Annotated in this window: 12 protein-coding genes and 2 tRNA genes; 12 read left to right on the forward strand and 2 right to left on the reverse strand. The window is 66.0% G+C overall.

What is annotated here, in order from left to right:
* Positions 1-28: 28 nt before the first annotated feature.
* Both CQW49_RS11665 and cydP read right to left on the reverse strand, forming a co-directional pair.
* Positions 29-1,591: a cytochrome ubiquinol oxidase subunit I gene (locus CQW49_RS11665; RefSeq protein ID WP_003614052.1), complete on the reverse strand. Its 1,563-nt coding sequence runs from the start codon at positions 1,589-1,591 to the stop codon at positions 29-31.
* Between the two features lie 32 nt (positions 1,592-1,623).
* Complete coding sequence (cydP, locus tag CQW49_RS11670) at positions 1,624-1,896, reverse strand: cytochrome oxidase putative small subunit CydP (protein ID WP_003614050.1); 273 nt, start codon at positions 1,894-1,896, stop codon at positions 1,624-1,626.
* A gap of 207 nt (positions 1,897-2,103) precedes the next feature.
* Here cydP and CQW49_RS11675 point away from each other — a divergent pair.
* From CQW49_RS11675 to CQW49_RS11730, 12 genes are all read left to right on the forward strand, one after another.
* Positions 2,104-2,180, forward strand: a tRNA-Asp gene (locus tag CQW49_RS11675).
* A 134-nt stretch (positions 2,181-2,314) separates the two neighbouring features.
* Positions 2,315-3,250, forward strand: a complete 936-nt coding sequence (gene msrP / locus CQW49_RS11680; protein ID WP_003614049.1) for a protein-methionine-sulfoxide reductase catalytic subunit MsrP — start codon at positions 2,315-2,317, stop codon at positions 3,248-3,250.
* On the forward strand, positions 3,250-3,849 hold the full coding sequence (gene msrQ, locus CQW49_RS11685) for a protein-methionine-sulfoxide reductase heme-binding subunit MsrQ (protein WP_003614047.1): 600 nt from the start codon (positions 3,250-3,252) through the stop codon (positions 3,847-3,849). Before msrP ends, msrQ begins: the two co-directional genes overlap by 1 nt.
* A gap of 314 nt (positions 3,850-4,163) precedes the next feature.
* Positions 4,164-8,225 carry a Pls/PosA family non-ribosomal peptide synthetase gene (locus CQW49_RS11690; protein ID WP_024749753.1) on the forward strand — a complete coding sequence of 1,354 codons (4,062 nt, stop codon included), beginning with the start codon at positions 4,164-4,166 and terminating at the stop codon, positions 8,223-8,225.
* Between the two features lie 174 nt (positions 8,226-8,399).
* Positions 8,400-9,029 (forward strand): OmpA family protein, encoded by a 630-nt coding sequence (locus CQW49_RS11695; RefSeq protein WP_003614044.1) that lies wholly within the window; start codon positions 8,400-8,402, stop codon positions 9,027-9,029.
* A 56-nt stretch (positions 9,030-9,085) separates the two neighbouring features.
* Positions 9,086-10,123: an efflux RND transporter periplasmic adaptor subunit gene (locus CQW49_RS11700; RefSeq protein WP_155931275.1), complete on the forward strand. Its 1,038-nt coding sequence runs from the start codon at positions 9,086-9,088 to the stop codon at positions 10,121-10,123.
* Between the two features lie 111 nt (positions 10,124-10,234).
* A complete protein-coding gene (locus CQW49_RS11705; RefSeq protein WP_003614040.1) occupies positions 10,235-10,843 on the forward strand; it encodes an OmpA family protein in 609 nt (202 codons plus the stop codon).
* Positions 10,844-11,122: 279 nt separating this feature from the next.
* Positions 11,123-14,218, forward strand: coding sequence for an efflux RND transporter permease subunit (locus tag CQW49_RS11710; protein ID WP_003614038.1), 3,096 nt, complete (start codon positions 11,123-11,125; stop codon positions 14,216-14,218).
* A gap of 109 nt (positions 14,219-14,327) precedes the next feature.
* A tRNA-Thr gene (locus CQW49_RS11715) sits at positions 14,328-14,403 on the forward strand.
* 187 nt (positions 14,404-14,590) lie between these two features.
* Positions 14,591-15,790, forward strand: a complete 1,200-nt coding sequence (locus CQW49_RS11720) for a tyrosine-type recombinase/integrase (protein WP_003614036.1) — start codon at positions 14,591-14,593, stop codon at positions 15,788-15,790.
* A complete protein-coding gene (locus tag CQW49_RS11725) occupies positions 15,787-16,716 on the forward strand; it encodes a hypothetical protein (protein ID WP_003614035.1) in 930 nt (309 codons plus the stop codon). The genes CQW49_RS11720 and CQW49_RS11725 overlap by 4 nt, the downstream gene beginning before the upstream one ends.
* Positions 16,717-16,879: 163 nt before the next feature.
* Positions 16,880-17,134, forward strand: coding sequence for a helix-turn-helix transcriptional regulator (locus tag CQW49_RS11730; RefSeq protein ID WP_197507812.1), 255 nt, complete (start codon positions 16,880-16,882; stop codon positions 17,132-17,134).
* Positions 17,135-17,137 lie beyond the last annotated feature (3 nt).

Below are 17,137 nucleotides of genomic sequence, written 5' to 3' on the forward strand. Positions count from 1 at the left end.
CGGGTCGGGGGCCTCTTTCGGCCTGCGCTCAGGCGACGAGAATCCGATCCGGCTCGGGAGCCGGAGTGCGAGGCTCGCTCGGTGGGCCGAGGCGGACATATTTGAGGATCAGCGCCACATCGACGACGGCGAGTGCGCTGTAGAAGAGGACGAAGCCGACGAGACTCGCCAGCACATTATGCGCCGGAATATTGGAGACGCCGAGGAAGGTCGGCAGCACGCTGTCGATGATCCAGGGTTGGCGGCCATATTCCGCGACGATCCAGCCGAGCTCGGCGGCGACCCAGGGCAGCGGCAGGCTGTACAAGGCGAGCTTCAGCAACCAGGGATTGTGGCGTAGCCGCCGGCGGCTGGCGACGAAGAAGGTCGCCGCGAACAGCAAGATGAAATAAAAGCCGAGCGCGACCATGATGCGGAAGGTCCAGAACAGCACCGGCACATTGGGGACGGTGGAGCGCGCCGCCTGATGGATCTGCTCGTCCGTCGCATTCTCGATGTCGGGGCGGAATTGCTTCAGCAGCAGCGTATGGCCGAGGTCCTTGAAGGAGGCCTGCAAGTCCGGCGGGATCGGCGCGGCGGCGCCGTCCGGCCGCGCCGTCAGCCATTCATAGGCGGACATACCATTGCGGATGCGCTCCTGCGAATGCTCGACGAGCGGCTTGATGCCGTCGACCGGCGTGTCGAGCGAGCGCGTCGCGATGAGGCCGAGCAGATAAGGAACTTCGATCTTGAAGCGCGTCGTCTGCGTCTCGAGATCGGGAATGCCGATCAAAGTGAAGGAGGCCGGCGGCGGTTCCGTCTCCCACATGGCCTCGATCGCGGCGATCTTCATCTTCTGGTTGAAGCCGGCGGTATAGCCGCTCTCGTCGCCGAGCACGACCACCGACAGCGCCGAGGCGAGGCCGAAGCTCGCCGCGACATTGGCCGAGCGCCGCGCGAGATCGCGATGCTCGCGGCGATAGAGCAGGTAATAGGCCGAGATCGACAGCACGAACATCGCGCCGGTGACATAGCCGGCGCTGACCGTATGCACGAATTTCGACTGCGCCACCGGATTGAAGAACACCTCGACGAAGGAGGTGAGCTCCATGCGCATCGTCTGCGGATTGAAGGCGGCGCCGACCGGATTCTGCATCCAGGAGTTGGCGATCAGAATCCACAGAGCCGAAAAATTGGCGCCGAGCGCGACGAGCCAGGTGACGATGAGGTGTCCGACCTTGCTCAAGCGGTTCCAGCCGAAGAAGAACAGCCCGACGAAGGACGCCTCGAGGAAGAAGGCCATCAGCCCCTCGATGGCCAGAGGCGCGCCGAAGATGTCGCCGACATAATGCGAGTAATAGGCCCAATTGGTGCCGAACTGGAACTCCATGGTGACGCCGGTGGCGACGCCCATCGCGAAATTGATGCCGAACAGCACGCCCCAGAATTTCACCGCGTCGCGCCACGCCGTGCGGCCGGTCATCACATAGACGCTCTCCATTATGGCGAGCAGCAGCGAGAGACCGAGCGTCAGGGGAACGAACAGGAAATGATAGAGCGCGGTGAGCGCGAATTGGAGCCTGGACAGCGTCACCACGTCGAGATCGAACATTTTGCGCTCCTTGGGAAGGCGATCCGACCGAATCAGCGCGGCGACGCGTTGTCGCCGAACAGTTTTTGCGCCACGGCGACAGGCGAGACATGCGGCCGGTGAGACGAATCGAAGAAGGCGAAGTAGAGCACGACGAGAGCGGCCAGCTTGGCGCATAACACGATAGAGATGTCACGGCCCAATCGATGTGTCGCCACGCTCAGCTCCTCCTCGAACAGCTCTCCGCATCGACGCTCCCGACCGACTCTAGAAGCGAATCTCTTCGCTTGCATGACCGAAAATGTCCGGAGCGTCGGCGCATCCATTCGTGTCTCACCATTCGAAGCACGGCGCGCTCTCGAATGAAAGGCGCAACGATGTCCTGCGCCGCTTTGTCGCTGGCGTGAGCGCGGCAGTCTTTTCGCCGGCGCCGAAATCGGCGCCTCGCGGGGGCCGGCCGCATATCGTTCTTGACTTCCAGCGTCGGCTGCCCTATTCGGCGCCTCTCGCTGACGTTCATCGAAGCGCGTCGCGGGGGAGTAGCTCAGTTGGTTAGAGCGCCGGCCTGTCACGCCGGAGGTCGCGGGTTCGAGCCCCGTCTCTCTCGCCAGATCATTCCCATCGAATCCTATTGTCGCGCGCCCGGAAAACCGAGAGGCCCGTGGCTGGAGTAACAATTGCGGCGCGCCTCGCGAATTGCGCGGAGAGGGCGCCGTCGCGCCCTTATCGCGCGAGGCTTCCGCAATGCTGATCGCTCATCCTCCGAAAGTTCCCGCTTCCGACATCACGCCCCGCTCGACCTATCTGCGCCGGCGCGAGGTTCTCGCCGGCCTCGGTCTCGGCGCTCTGCTCGGCCCCGCCGCCGCCGCGGCGTCGCTCGTGGGCGCGAAGAGCCGCTTCTCGACCGACGAGCGCCCGACGCCGCGCGCCGACGTGGTCGCCTATAATAATTTCTACGAATTCGGCGGCGGCAAGAGCGATCCCGCCGCCCGCGCCGGATCGCTGACGACCTCGCCCTGGTCGGTCGAAATCGATGGGCTGGTGGCGAAGCCCGCGAAATATGCGCTCGAGGATCTGATCCGCTCCTCCGAGCTCGAGGAGCGCATCTATCGCATGCGCTGCGTCGAGGGCTGGTCGATGGTGATCCCCTGGCTCGGCGTCCCGCTCGCTTCCGTCCTCGCTCGCGCCGAGCCCCTCGGCTCGGCAAAATATGTGGCGTTCGAATCGCTGGTGCGTCCCGAGGAGATGCCCGGGCAAGCGGGCTTTCTCCAGCTCCTGCCCTGGCCTTATGTCGAAGGGCTGCGGCTCGACGAGGCGCTGCATCCGCTGACCCTGCTCGCCGTCGGCCTCTATGGCGAAGCTCTGCCCAATCAGAACGGCGCGCCGCTGCGCCTCGTGGTCCCGTGGAAATACGGATTCAAAGGGATCAAGTCGATCGTCCGCATCTCCCTGGTGGAGGCGCAGCCCAAAACCTCCTGGAATGTCCAGAACCCGCGCGAATACGGCTTTTTTTCCAATGTGAACCCAAAGGTCGATCATCCGCGCTGGACCCAGGCGACCGAGCGCCGCATCGGCGAGGGCGGGCTCTTCGCCAAGCGTCGTCCGACCTTGATGTTCAACGGCTATGCGCAAGAGGTCGCCGGGCTCTACGCCGGCATGGACCTCGGGAGATATTTTTGATGGGCGTCCCCCTGCAGATTCGCAAGCTCGCGGTCTATGTCGTCGGCCTCGCGCCGGCGGTCGCGCTGTTCTGGCTCGGCGTCGACAACCAGCTCGGGCCGGAGCCGATCAAGGAGCTCGAGCAGGAGCTCGGCCAATGGGCCCTGCGCTTTCTGCTGGCCGCGCTCGCCGTGACGCCGCTGCGCCGCTTCGTCGGCGTCGATCTCATGCGCTATCGGCGCGCGCTCGGCCTGCTGGCCTTCTATTACGCTTTTCTGCATCTTGCGGCCTATGTCGCGCTCGATCACGGCTTCGACTGGGCGGCCGTCTGGGCCGATATCGTCAAGCGCCCCTATGTGACCGTCGGTATGGCGAGCTTCGCCATTCTTCTCCCGCTCGCTCTCACCTCCAACGCTGCGGCGATCCGCCGCATGGGCGGCAAGGCTTGGGCGAAGCTGCATCGGCTGGTCTATGTGGCGGCGCTCGCGGCGGCGGCGCACTTCGTGCTGATCGTGAAATCCTGGCCGGCCGAGCCGCTGATCTACGCCGGGCTGACCGTGGCGCTGCTGCTTTCGCGGCTCGCGCCCGTCCGCTCCCGGCGCGGGACCCTCGCTCTGTGAAATAAACAAGACGCGCGCCGATTTCGCGAGGCGTGGGTGGCGGAGTCGAGGGGCGCTGCTATTTTCAACCGCGGCGGGAGCAGCGGGCGCCGCTGTCTCGGCGACAGGCGGCGAACCGTGGCGATCTCGAATTGTAAACCCTTCCACACGAAGCGCCGCGCAAAAGCGCGGGCGCCGCGTCGCCGCCCGCCTTCCCGGCGCCATTTTCCTTCCCATGGATGATTCATTTCGCGTTCAGCGGAGACGGGTTAGTACAATCCCCGCCGCCACGCTGCGCAAGTCGGCCCCCAGTCGTCCGCGGACATGTGATGCCAATGAATGAGTTGAACCCGCATTTCCGCCATGCCGCGTCCCTTGCGACGGGCGCTCCCGCCGCCGTCCTGCGCGGCGTCGCCATGCCGCATCTGCTGCGCGACGAGCTCCTCTGCGAGATTTTCGCCGCCCGCGTCGCCGCCAGCCCCCACGCTTTGGCGATGTCGACGCTGGAGCGGCGCTTCACCTATCGGGAGGTCGACGCGCAGGCGAACGCCATCGCCCTGGGCCTTCTCGCGCGCGGGGTCGGCCCCGGCGGGGTGGTCGGCCTGTGGATGCCGCGAGGTCCGGAGCTGCTGATCGCCCAGATCGCCGTCGCCAAGACGGGCGCCGCCTGGTTGCCCTTCGACGCCGACGCTCCCGTCGAGCGCATCGCCGTCTGCCTCCGCGACGCCGAGGCGAAGGGCCTCCTCACCGCGGCGAATTTCGCCGGCAGAGCGGCCGGCGTCGTCGGGGTCGAGGTATTGGTCGACGCCGAGATCGCCTCCGGCCGCGACGCCCCGGCGCCCGATCCGCGGCTTTGCGGCGCGAGCGCCGAGGATCCCGCCTATCTCATCTATACGTCGGGCTCGACCGGAACGCCCAAGGGCATCGTCGTCACCCAGCGCAACATCTGCCATTATCTGCGCTCGGCCAATGAGATATATGGCATATCCGCGTCGGATGTCGTGTTCCAGGGCGCGTCCGTCGCCTTCGATCTCTCGATGGAGGAGATCTGGATTCCCTATCTCGCCGGCGCCTCGCTATTCGTCGCGACGCCGCAGATCATTGGCGAGACCGAGGCTCTGCCCGACCTTCTCGAGGAGGCCGGCGTCACCGTGCTCGACACCGTGCCGACCCTGCTCGCGGCCCTGCCCCGCGACGTGAAGACGCTGCGCAAGATCGTTCTCGGCGGCGAAGCCTGCCCGCCTGCGGTCGCCGAGCGCTGGGCGCGGACCGGCCGCACCATTTTCAACAGCTATGGCCCGACCGAGGCGACCGTGGTCGCGACCGTCGCCGAGGTGCGTGCGGACGAGAAGGTGACGATCGGCCGGCCGATCCCCAACTACAGCTGCTATGTCGTCGGTGAGAATCTCGAGCTGCTGCCGCATGGCGTCGAGGGCGAGCTGCTGATCGGCGGACCCGGCGTCGCGCGCGGCTATCTGAAGCGCGACGCGCTGACGGCGGAAAAATTCATCGCCAATCCCTTCTGCGCCGACGGCGCCGATCCGATCCTCTATCGTTCCGGCGATGCGGTGGCGCTCGACGAGACCGGCAATCTGGCCTTCCGCGGCCGCATCGACGATCAAGTGAAGATTCGCGGCTTTCGCGTCGAGCTCGGCGAGATCGAGGCGGCGCTGTCGGCGCTGCCCCATATCCGTCAGGCGGCGGTCGTCCTGCGCAACGAGGACGGGCTCGACGAGCTCGTCGCCTTCCTCGTCGGGGCGACGGCGGTCGTGCCCGACCCGCGCGAGCTGCGCACCCGGCTGCGCGAGTTCCTGCCGTCTTACATGGTGCCCTCGCGCTTCGAGGTGGTGACGGTTCTGCCGACGCTCTCATCCGGCAAGGTCGACCGCAAGGCGCTGAAAAGCGCGCCGCTGACCGCGCCTCTGCTCGACGCCGAGGCGCAGGAGGAGCCGCGCAGCGACACCGAGGCGACGCTCCTCGACGCCGCGCGTCGCGTGCTGCCGCCGGGCTCCATTCCCTTCGACGCCGATTTCTTCACCGATCTCGGCGGCCATTCGTTGCTGGCGGCGCGCTTCGTCTCGGCAGTGCGCGAGACCGCGCGGCTCGCCTCGATCACGCTGCAGGACCTCTATGCGCAGCGCACGCTGCGCGCGCTCGCCCGCCATCTCGACGACAAGGCGGAGAGCTTTTCGGCGCCGCGCGATCTCTCCTTCGCGCCGCCGCCGCTGCTGCGGCGTTTCCTGTGCGGCCTCGCCCAGGCGGCGGCGCTGCCCTTCATCCTCGCCTTCGTCACCTCGCAATGGCTCGGCGTATTCGTCTCCTACATGCTGCTGACCTCGCCGGACGCCAGCATTATCGAGGAGGCGGTCGCGCTGCTCGGCGTCTATATGTGCATCAACATCGCCACCGTGGCGGTGTCGATCCTCGGCAAATGGTTGATTATCGGCCGCACCAAGCCGGGGCGCTATCCGCTGTGGGGCGTCTATTACTACCGCTGGTGGCTGGCGCAGCGTCTCATCGGCCTCACCCACGCCAAATGGTTCCAGGCGTCGCCCTTGATGCGCCTCTATCTGCGCGCGCTCGGCGCGAGGATCGGCGAGGACGCCATCATCGGCGAGCTGGATGTCGGAGCGATCGATCTCGTCGCCATCGGCGACGGCGCGAGCCTCGGCGGCAAGCTGAAGCTCGCCAACGCCCGCGTCGTCGGCGACGAGCTGATCGTCGGAACGATCGACATCGGCGCCGACGCCTATGTCGGAACCTCCTGCGTCATCGAGGAGAATGTCGTCGTCGGCGAGGGCGCGGCGCTCGAGGATCTGACCTCGGTTCCGGCCGGCTCACGCATCGGCGCCTATGAGATCTGGAACGGCTCGCCGGCCCGCTGCGAGGGCCTGGTGCAGACGGAGGCGCTCGATCCGCCCTCGACCGCCTCGGCGCCGCGCCGGCTGGTCATGAGCTTCCTGTTCACGCTCGTCGCCCTCGCGCTGCCGCCGCTCGGCCTGCTGCCGATCTTCCCGGCCTTCTGGGTGTTCGACCGCATCGACGCTTCGCTCGGCCTCGTCGACGGCGCTCACGCCTATTATCTCGCCGCCATTCCGCTGTTCGCCTGGCCGACGGCCTTCGTGCTGGTGCTGGTCACCGTCGCCTTCATCGTCGCCTTCCGCTGGATCGTGCTGCCGCGCGTCGGCGAAGGCGCCTATTCGGTGTGGTCCTGGTTCTACTTACGCAAATGGGCGGTGGGGCTCGCGACCGAGGTGACGCTGGAGACGCTGTCCTCGCTGTTCGCGACGCTCTACATGCGCAGCTGGTATCGGCTGATGGGCGCGAAGATCGGGAAAGATTCGGAGATCTCGACCAATCTCTCCGGCCGTTACGATCTCGTCGAGATCGGCGAGAAATGCTTCATCGCCGACGAGGTGGTGCTCGGCGACGAGGACATGCGCCGCGGCTGGATGTATCTGAAGAAGGTGAAGACCGGCTCCCGCGTCTTCATCGGCAATGACGCCGTCGTGCCGCCGGGCTCGGAGATTCCGAGCGGCGCGCTGATCGGCATCAAGTCGAAGCCTCCGGCCAACAGCGAATTATCCGAGGGCGACACCTGGTTCGGCTCGCCGCCGATGAAGCTGCCGGTGCGCCAGACCTTCGACGGCGGCGGCTCCGCCTGGACCTATCAGCCGCCCGTCTGGAAGAAGGCCGCCCGCGCTCTCTATGAGGCGATCAATGTCTCGCTGCCGACCATGCTGTTCATCACCTTCGGCACATGGGCGGTCGAGAGCTTCGGCCAGAAGCTGATCGACGGCGAATATGGGACGGTGTTCTGGCTGTTCGTCCTCTGCTCGACGCTGATCTCGCTCGGCATGACCCTCGTCGTCGTCGCGGTGAAATGGCTGACCATGGGTCGCTACGAGCCGCAGGTGAAGCCGATGTGGTCGTTCTGGGCCATGCGCACAGAGGCCTGCGCGGTGCTCTATTGGGGCCTCGCCGGAAAGATCCTGCTCGAGCATCTGCGAGGCACGCCGTTCCTGCCCTGGGTTCTGCGCCTGTTCGGCGCGAAATTCGGCAAGGGCGTGTTCATGGACATGACCGACATCACCGAATTCGATTGCGTGCGTGTCGGCGATTTCGCGGCCCTCAACATGGTGGCGGCGCTGCAGACGCATCTCTACGAGGATCGGGTGATGAAGGTCGGGCGCGTCGTGATCGCGCGCGGAGTGACGGTCGGCGCCGGCTCCACGGTTCTGTATGACACGCATGTGGGCGAATTCGCGCGCCTCGGGCCGCTCACCGTGGTGATGAAGGGCGAGACGATTCCGCCTCATTCCGAATGGGTCGGGGCCCCGGCGGAGCCGGCCGGCGGCGCCGCCGCCCCCGCGCTGCGGCAGGCAAAGGCCGCCTGACCGACGATCTCGCGCGCGATGTGCGCCAGCGCACATTCGGCGCGCCGCAGCCCTGCTAGTTTGCGCGGCGATCGAGGCGATCGGCTCACCGAGCCGAAATCTCTCGTCTTGGTTGATCTTCGAGACGAGCTCGAAGATACTCATCGCAGTCATATGCGCATCGGGGAGGGTTTCATGTCGAAATCGGAGCCGCGCCTCGGCCGCAGCGCTATTCTCGCGGCCGGCATTTTGTTTTCTGTCCAGGGTTTCGCTGTCGCGCAGGACGCCGCGACCTTCGTCAAGGCGCTGTCGCAGCCCGTGTCGCGCTCGATCTCCGCGGCGCCCTCGGTCATGCCGGAGCACATCGCTCAGGAGCAGTTCGTCCAAGGGCTCGGCAAGCGCAGCGCCAATCGGTCGCTCACCGTCTCGGAAGTGACGCAGATCGACGAGATCGTGGCGACCCGCCGCGAGATCGACTTCGAGGTCAATTTCGCGCTCAATTCGGCCGATCTGCGCGACAGCGACCGCAAGGTGGTCGAGCAGCTGGGCGTCGCGCTCGGCGAGCCGGCGCTGAAGGGCGGCACCTTCCTGATCATGGGCCACACCGACGCGCGCGGCTCGGCCAAGCTCAATCAGAAGCTGTCCGAGCGGCGCGCCAATGCGGTGAAGAAGGTGCTGGTCGCCGAATATGGCGTCGCGCCCGAGCGTCTCGTCGCCGTCGGCTACGGGCAGACGCATCTCAAGAACCCCAATGACGGCTTCGCGTCCGAGAACCGCCGCGTTCAGGTCGTCAACATAAACGCCTTCAAATCGGCGGAAAATTGATCCGGATGAGCAGAGCGGACCATGAGCGGCCGATGCTGCGCCGCGAACGAGACGTCGTGAGCGCACGGAGACGCCGCGCGCTCACGACGGCGTCGGTCGTCGCGGCCATGATCGTGGCCGTGAGCGCGGCCGCGGAACCGGCGGCCAAGCCTGAGCCTTCCGTCGCCAAGGGCGAGGCGAAGAACTCCGCGCAGATGACGGTGGGCGTCGTCCGCGCGAAGGAGGCTTGCGTCAAGGTCGACGCGCGGGTGACCGGCTTCGCCATCGCGCGCGAGGAAACCGGCGCCAATCTGCCGCCCGGCTATCGGGTGACCGAGATGCTGGTCGGCGAGGGCGATCGCGTCACGGCCGGCCAGGAGCTGCTGCGCGCTGTCCGCGAGGGCGCAGACGCCGCCGCTGCGGCGCCTCCGCCGCCGGCCGCGCGCGGCTCCGTGCGCAGCATCGCGCCGCTCGCCGCTCCGAGCGGCGGCGTCCAGATGGTCGTGCGCGCGCCGATCGCAGGCGTGATCGTGCGCGTCAACACGCGGGTCGGCGATATTTCCGGCGCGCCGCAGGCGGCGGCGGCGACCGCCATGGCCGCGCAAGGGGCGCCGCCCGATCCGCCCTTCGTCATTTCCGCCGGCTCCAATGTCGATCTCGTTGTCGATGTTCCGAGCCTCTATGTCGGCCAGATCCGTAAGGGCGCCGTCGCCAGGGTGACGAGCGACGAGGGCGTCGTGGCCAAGGGCGTCGTGCAATCCCCGGCGAGCGAGGTCGATCCCGCGACCCAGCTCGGGCGCGCGCGCTTCTCGATCGAGCCGGCCGCGGCGATCCGCCCGGGCCAATTCGCCAGCGCCGTCGTCGAGACGGCGCGCGATTGCGGCGTCGTCATTCCCACCTCGGCGGTGAGCTATCGCAATGGCGAGGCCTCTGTGCAGCTGGTGAGCGGAGCCACGGTGCAGACGCGGCCAGTGCGCGTCGGCCTCTCCGACAGCGGCAAGATCCGCATACGCGAGGGCCTCGCCGTCGGCGAGGAGGTCGTCGCGCATACGGGCGCCGCCCTGCGTGCGGGCGATCGCGTCAATGCGGTTCTGATCGAGGCGGCGGGCAGATAGAGCGCTTCCCGATCGGATAAGGCTCCAGGCGCGGCCGCCGGGCCGGGATTTTGGTTTCGACCGAACTTCGGAGGCGCTCGGATTCTTTTTTGCTTCGGGGGGAGTTTCATAATGAGAGCTGATCTGAGCCTCTGTCGCAGGGCGATTTTTGCGGCGGTCGTCATCTTTTCCGCTCCCGGCGTCGCCTCGGCGCAGGACGCCGTCTATTTCGTCGAGGCGCTGGCTCCGCACCCTTTGCGCAGCCTGTCGATCTCGTCTGGTCAGGCCGCCGACAAGCAGTTCGTCGAAGAGCTGGGAGAGCGGGGAGCCGGCCACCCGTTGTCGATCTCCGAGGCCGCGAAGCTCGACGCGATCGTCGCGGCGCGCCGACAGGGCGGCTTCAAGACGCATTTCGCGCGCAATTCGGCGACGTTGCGCGGCAAAGACCTGGAAGTGGCGCGGCAGCTCGGCAAAGCGCTCGGCGACGAGAAGCTCGCCGGCGGCAAATTTCTGATCATGGGTCACACAGACGCTCGCGGGTCGGACGAAGCCAATCAAGCACTGTCGGAACGGCGCGCTGAAGCGGTGAAACATCTGCTCACAACCGAATTCGGCGTCGCGCCGGACCGGCTGATCACGGTCGGCTATGGCGAGACGCATCTCGAGAATCCGAAGCGCCCATTCGCCGCGGAGAACCGGCGCGTTCAGGTCGTCAATCTCGACGCCTATGCGGAAAACTGATCTGTGACGAGCGGCGTGACGCAGTCGATGCGACGAGGCCGAAAGAGCTCGCCTTCGAGGCCCGTCGATCGAGAAGAAGAGGCGACAGGAGCTTTTCGGGTTCAATCCGCGCCGGAAAGCCTCTAGGGGTCGGGTCGAAAGGTTCTGAGCGGGGGGCGCGAGGAGCCGGTCAATAATTCGCCGCCTCGAAGCCGCGGCCGGCGGCGGACGTCACTCGGGCGTCCGCTGCGTCGCGCGCCGGCTCGGGCCGAAGTTTCGAAAGATGGGGGCTGCTCGCCGATGTCCTTCAATATCTCCGCGCTGGCCATCAGGCGGCCGCTGCCGTCGATCGTCTTCTCCATCATCCTGCTGTTCCTCGGCTGGACCAGCTTCCTGCAGCTGCCGATCACCCGCCTGCCCAACGCCGACATTCCGATGATCTCGGTGGTCGTCTCGCAATTCGGCGCAGCGCCCGCCGAGATCGAGGCGCAGGTGACGAAGACGATCGAGGACGGCGTCTCCGGCGTCGAGGGCGTGCGCCACATCTCCTCCTCCATCACCGACGGATTGTCGGTGACGACCATCATCTTCCGGCTCGAGACCAACACCGACAAGGCGCTCAACGATGTGAAGGACGCGGTCGCCCGCGTGCGCTTCAACCTGCCGCGCAATATCGAGGAGCCACTGGTCCAGCGCGTCGACGTGGTCGGCCTGCCGATCGTCACCTACGCCGCCTCCGCGCCGGGCAAGAGCCCGGAGGAGGTCTCCTGGTTCATGGAGAACACGGTCAAGCGCTCGCTGCAGGATGTGAAGGGCGTCGCCCAGATCGAGATCATCGGCGGCGTCTCGCGCGAGATACTTGTCTCGCTCGACGCCGACCGGCTGCAGGCCTTCGGGCTCAGCGCCGTCGATGTCAGCCAGCGCCTCTACGTCACCAATGTGACCGTCACCGGCGGGCGCGCCGAGATCGGCGGCCGAGATCAGGCGATCCGCACCATAGCCTCGGCCAAGACGCTGGAGGAATTCGCCGGGCTGATGATCGCTCTGCCGACCGGCGGCGAAGTGCGCCTTCAGGATCTCGGCACGATCACCGACACGATCGCGGAGCGGCGCACCTTCGCCCGTCTCGACGGGCGGCCGGTGGTCGCCGTCGGCGTCAAGCGCGCCAATGGCGCGAGCGACGTCGACGTCGCCTCGGCGGTCGAGAAACGCGTCGAGGGTCTGCGCGCCAAATATCCCGACTATGATCTGCAGCTCATCGACACTTCGGTCGAGGTGACGCGCGGCAACTATGACGCGGCGATCCATACCTTGTTCGAAGGCGCCATTCTCGCGGTCGTCATCGTTCTCTTGTTCCTGCGCGATCTGCGCGCCACGGTGATCGTCGCCATCTCGCTGCCGCTCTCCATCTTCCCCGCCTTCTGGGTGATGGACGCGCTCGGCTTCTCGCTCAATCTCGTCAGCTTCCTCGCCATCACGCTCAGCACCGGCATTCTGGTCGACGATTCGATCGTCGAGATCGAGAATATCGTGCGCCATATCCGCATGGGCAAAACGGCGCTGCGGGCGGCGTCGGACGCCGCGGACGAGATCGGCCTCGCGGTGATCGCGATCAGCCTCACCATCGTCGCGATCTTCGCGCCGGCGAGCTTCATGCCGGGCATCGCCGGGCAGTTCTTCAAGCAGTTCGGCGTCACCGTCGCGGTGCAGGTGCTGTTCTCGCTGCTCGCCGCGCGTCTCGTGACGCCCATGCTCGCCGCCTATCTCTTGAAGCCGCATCAGGCGGAGGAGAAGCCGCCGGGCGCGATCCTGCGCGCCTATGAGAAGCTCGTCGCCTTCTCCGTGCATCACTACAAGCTGACCGTCCTCGTCGGCCTCCTGTTCTTCGCCGCCTCCATCCTCAGCATCAGCCTGCTGTCGAAGGGCTTCCTGCCGGCGCAGGATTCCGCCCGCTCGGTGATGATGGTCGAGCTGCCGCCGGGCTCGCAGATCTCCGACACGGAGAAGACGACCGAGGAGATTGTCGCGATCATCCACGAGCTGCCGGAGGTGCGCAACGTCTTCGTCGACGGCGGCCGCATATCCAACGGGCCGATGGAGGCGCGGCGCGCCACCTTGATCGTCAACTACACGGGCAAATCCGAGCGCCAGATCACGCAGCGCGATCTCGAGCAGGAGATCGGCCGGCGCCTGCGCAAGGCCCCCGACATCCGCTATTATTTCGTCGACGAGAACGGCCTGCGCGCGATCTCGCTCGTCGCCCATGGCGCCGAGCCGCGCCGCGTCGCGACGGTGGCGAACGAGCTGGCGCGCCAGATGCGCCGTCTGCCCGGCGTCGACAATGTGATCGCCGACACGACTCTGGACCGGCCTGAGCTTCTCATTCATCCACATCTCGATCTCGCGACCCGCCTCGGCGTGACGCCGGAGAAGCTCGCCGAGACGATCCGCGTCGCGACCATCGGCGACGTCGGCCCGGCGCTGGCGAAATTCGTCGACGGCGACCGGCTCATTCCGGTGCGCGTGCAATTGGAGGACCGCGCCCGCTCCAACAAGAATGTGCTCGGCCAGCTGCGCGTGCCGATGGGCCAGTCGGGCGGCAGCGTCCCGCTGTCGGCGGTGGCCGATCTGCAATTCACGCAAGGCCCGACCAATATCACCCGCTATGACCGCAATCGCCAGGCGACGGTGGAGGCCGATCTCGTCGGCTCGGCGGCGCTCGGCGACGTTCTCGAGGCGATCGAGCAGCTGCCGGTGAAGAAATCGCTGCCGCCGGGCGTCACCGTCGGCGAATCGGGCGACGCCGAGAGCCTCAACGAATTGTCGGACGGCTTCGCCCAGGTGCTCGGCGCCGGCCTGCTGATGGTCTATGCGGTGCTGGTGCTGCTGTTCGGCAGCTTCCTGCAGCCGGTGACGATTTTGTTCTCGCTGCCGCTCTCGATCGGCGGCGCCGTGTTCGGCCTGATGATGGTCGGCAAGACGCTCACCGTGCCGGTGTGGATCGGCATTCTGATGCTGATGGGCATCGTCACCAAGAATGCGATCATGCTGGTCGATTTCGCGTTGGAATCGGTCTGGGCGGGCGTGCCGAAGGACGAGGCGATCATCGACGCCGGCCGCAAGCGGGCGCGGCCGATCGTGATGACGACGATCGCGATGATCGCCGGCATGATGCCGAGCGCGCTCGCCTTCGGCATCGGCGGCGAGTTCCGCTCGCCGATGGCGATCGCGGTGATCGGCGGGCTCATCTTCTCGACGCTGCTGTCGCTGATCTTCGTGCCGGCGGTGTTCATGATGGTGTCGACCTTCGGCGACAAGCTGCGCGGATTCGGGCCGTGGAAGGCGCGTCTCGCCGAGCGCGCCGACGCGGATGCCTCAGTGACGCCGTCGGAATGACGGCGCTCGCGCCTCGACAGGGATTTGCGCGCAAACCCTCCGCTCGGCCTTGAAATCCATCGCCCGCACGGCTAAAGAAGCGGCGCTACGGTCGGTTTCGCGCCGATCCGCCGCAATAGCTCAGCTGGTAGAGCACATCATTCGTAATGATGGGGTCGGGGGTTCGAATCCCTCTTGCGGCACCACTAGCCCTCTTTCGAAGAATTCCGAAGTAGCCCGAGGCAGTCCAGCCCGGGCTATTTTGCTATTGAAACATCAGCACCTTAATCATGCTTCTCGGAAGCCTTCGGTTCCGGCAAGGTCCGGTTGAAGCCGAAACATTTGGGGGTAAAATCAGGGGTATTCGCCGATACCCCTTTGCGAGATACCCCCGTGTCCCTGACCGATTCCAGCGTCAAGAACAGCAAGCCGCAAGAACGCCCCTACAAGCTGGCGGACGGCCAGGGCTTGCACTTGCTCGTCAATCCCAACGGCTCCCGCCTCTGGCGCCTCAAATACCGCGTCGGGGGTAAGGAGAAGCTGCTCTCGATCGGGCGATACCCCGAGGTCAGCATCAAGATGGCGCGCGAGGCGCGCGACGACGCGAGGGGGCTTCTCGCCGCCGGAGTCGACCCTTCGCAGGCGAAGCAGCAACCCAAGCGCGCGGCCGTCGAAGCGGTGCGCGACACCTTCGCCGCGCTCGCCGATGAGTATGTCGCGAAGCTGAAACGCGAAAGCCGAGCGCCGACCACGCTCGGCAAGGTCGAATGGCTTCTCGGCCTCGCCAAGGACGCGATCGGCGAGCGGCCGATTCGGGAGGTCACCGCCGCCGAGGTTCTGACGGTCCTGCGTAAGGCCGAGGCCCGCGGCGTCCACGAGACGGCGAATCGCCTGCGATCGACAATAGGCGCCGTGTTCCGATACGCCATTGCCTCGGCCCGGGCCGAGAACGACCCTACGGGAGCGCTGAAGGGCGCTCTCACCCGCCCCGTGGTGACGGCTCGGCCCGCCATCACAGAAAGGAAGGCCCTGGGCGGGCTTCTGCGGGCCGTGGACGGCTTCGACGGCCAACTCACCACACGAGAGGCGCTGAAGCTCCTGGCGCTCCTGGCGCCACGCCCTGGCGAGCTGCGGCTCGCCCGCTGGCCCGAGTTCGACCTCGAGGCGGCTGTGTGGACGATTCCGGCCGAGCGGACGAAGATGCGCCGCGAGCATCGCGCTCCCCTGCCTCGGCAGGCCGTCGACATTCTGCGCCGGCTTCGCACGCTCACCGGCGGCGGCGCGCTGGTCTTTCCGTCGGTCCGCAGCGCCGCCCGGCCGATCAGCGAGAACACGCTCAATGCCGCCCTGAGACGCATGGGCTATGCCTGCGATCAGGTGACCTCGCACGGCTTTCGCGCGACGTTCTCCACAATCGCTAACGAGTCCGGGAAGTGGAACGCCGACGCGATCGAACGCGCGCTCGCACATGTCGAGAATGACGGCGTTCGCCGCGCCTATCATCGCGCCGAATATTGGGAAGAGCGCGTCACGATGGCGCAATGGTGGGCGGACTTGCTCGATGAATTGCGCGTTGCGGAGACGCGCGAATGAGCGCCACGCTCGACGAATTCCTCTATCGAATTTCGTGCATGTATTTTCTTCCGTGCCAAGATCGCGAAAAGCCGGATCGCGCTTGGCTCGACGGGTTGTTTAGAAAACACCCACCCACGATGTTCGACGACGAAGAGGACATTGCCCGATTGCGCTATGTCCTATGCTGCATTTCGCGAGGGGCATTGATCGGCAGTGTGGGGAGTCGGCCCACGGCCAAGCAACGCAAGGAAGTGTCGAAATGCGTCGCGGCCGTCGACAGTGCTTACAAACAACTGCGGAACGCCATCGAAGAGGTTCCTTTTGGATTTCGCCCGCGCGTGGAATGTCGGCGCGATCCGCAGCTCGACGCGGTCGATGAATGGCTTGCTCGCCAGGGGGAGAGAGCACGCGGGCGAGGAAATGCGAAAGACCACTGGTGGGACTCTCACTTCACGACTTTGCTCGGCTTCTATGACTTCGCATATGGCCTCCACTGGCGGATGCCGGCGAGATGCCGCGCGGGCAACGCGCGCCCCAACGAAATCATTGGCGCCAGAACAGCCCCTGCAACTTTCATTCGTGCATATCTGACAGCCGTTAAGAGCCTCTTGCAGTCGTGCGACTTCATTCCAGAAAAGGAACGCGCGGCGCTCAATAGCCGATGGTTCGTCCCTACGATCGCGGCTTTGACGAGCAAGATGGCGACGCTTCGACGCGGCCACCTCGAATGCACATTATGGGAGCCCGTCAAGAGCTTGGGCCCGACCGAAATCCACACTTTACCCGACAAGCCGTCGCGGGACGCGAGAAGCGCTAAGAGTTCAAAAACGTCTCGACGACCTCGCATTGCGTCCGAGGATCAGCCGCGCGTCGTTTCCGTCGCTCAGAAAATTTGGCTTGAAGCCGGGGGAACGATTCCAGTGGCAGTCAATCGCGTTGAATGACTCTGGTTTGGACTATTCAACCCGATTGATCCTCGGCAGTTCTTGGACTTTGATATACGTGTTGAGGTTTTCTTAGACGCCTGTGGAGGTAACAATGACAAGCCCGATCGCGATCGAACGCGCAACGCGCCCCTGGGAAGCCATCGCCCCGACGTTGCCGCTGATGCGGCTCCCGGAAGTGTGCGACGCGACGGCGCTACCGCCGTCGTCGGTTTACGACGCCATCGCAGCCGGCGAGTTCCCGCCCCCCGTCAAAATCAGCAAGCGCGCCGTCGCATGGCCGCGAGCGTATATTGATGCGTGGTTGCAGTGGCGAGTGGAAGCTGTCGCCGCGCCGGCACGTGCGGCTCCCGTGACGAAGGAATCTCGCCCCGTGGGGCGAGGGAAGACGCGCGATCGGCGCGCGAGTGTAGTATGAGCG

This window comes from Methylosinus trichosporium OB3b, from assembly GCF_002752655.1.
Classification (GTDB): domain Bacteria; phylum Pseudomonadota; class Alphaproteobacteria; order Rhizobiales; family Beijerinckiaceae; genus Methylosinus; species Methylosinus trichosporium.

What these genes read in the sequence shown, in the direction of transcription:
- CQW49_RS11665 (WP_003614052.1), bottom strand. Translation starts at nt 1,591, where the DNA reads ATGTTCGATCTCGACGTGGTGACGCTGTCCAGGCTCCAATTCGCGCTC.
- cydP (WP_003614050.1), bottom strand. Translation starts at nt 1,896, where the DNA reads ATGGATGCGCCGACGCTCCGGACATTTTCGGTCATGCAAGCGAAGAGA.
- msrP (WP_003614049.1), top strand. Translation starts at nt 2,315, where the DNA reads ATGCTGATCGCTCATCCTCCGAAAGTTCCCGCTTCCGACATCACGCCC.
- msrQ (WP_003614047.1), top strand. Translation starts at nt 3,250, where the DNA reads ATGGGCGTCCCCCTGCAGATTCGCAAGCTCGCGGTCTATGTCGTCGGC.
- CQW49_RS11690 (WP_024749753.1), top strand. Translation starts at nt 4,164, where the DNA reads ATGAATGAGTTGAACCCGCATTTCCGCCATGCCGCGTCCCTTGCGACG.
- CQW49_RS11695 (WP_003614044.1), top strand. Translation starts at nt 8,400, where the DNA reads ATGTCGAAATCGGAGCCGCGCCTCGGCCGCAGCGCTATTCTCGCGGCC.
- CQW49_RS11705 (WP_003614040.1), top strand. Translation starts at nt 10,235, where the DNA reads ATGAGAGCTGATCTGAGCCTCTGTCGCAGGGCGATTTTTGCGGCGGTC.
- CQW49_RS11710 (WP_003614038.1), top strand. Translation starts at nt 11,123, where the DNA reads ATGTCCTTCAATATCTCCGCGCTGGCCATCAGGCGGCCGCTGCCGTCG.
- CQW49_RS11725 (WP_003614035.1), top strand. Translation starts at nt 15,787, where the DNA reads ATGAGCGCCACGCTCGACGAATTCCTCTATCGAATTTCGTGCATGTAT.
- CQW49_RS11730 (WP_197507812.1), top strand. Translation starts at nt 16,880, where the DNA reads ATGCGGCTCCCGGAAGTGTGCGACGCGACGGCGCTACCGCCGTCGTCG.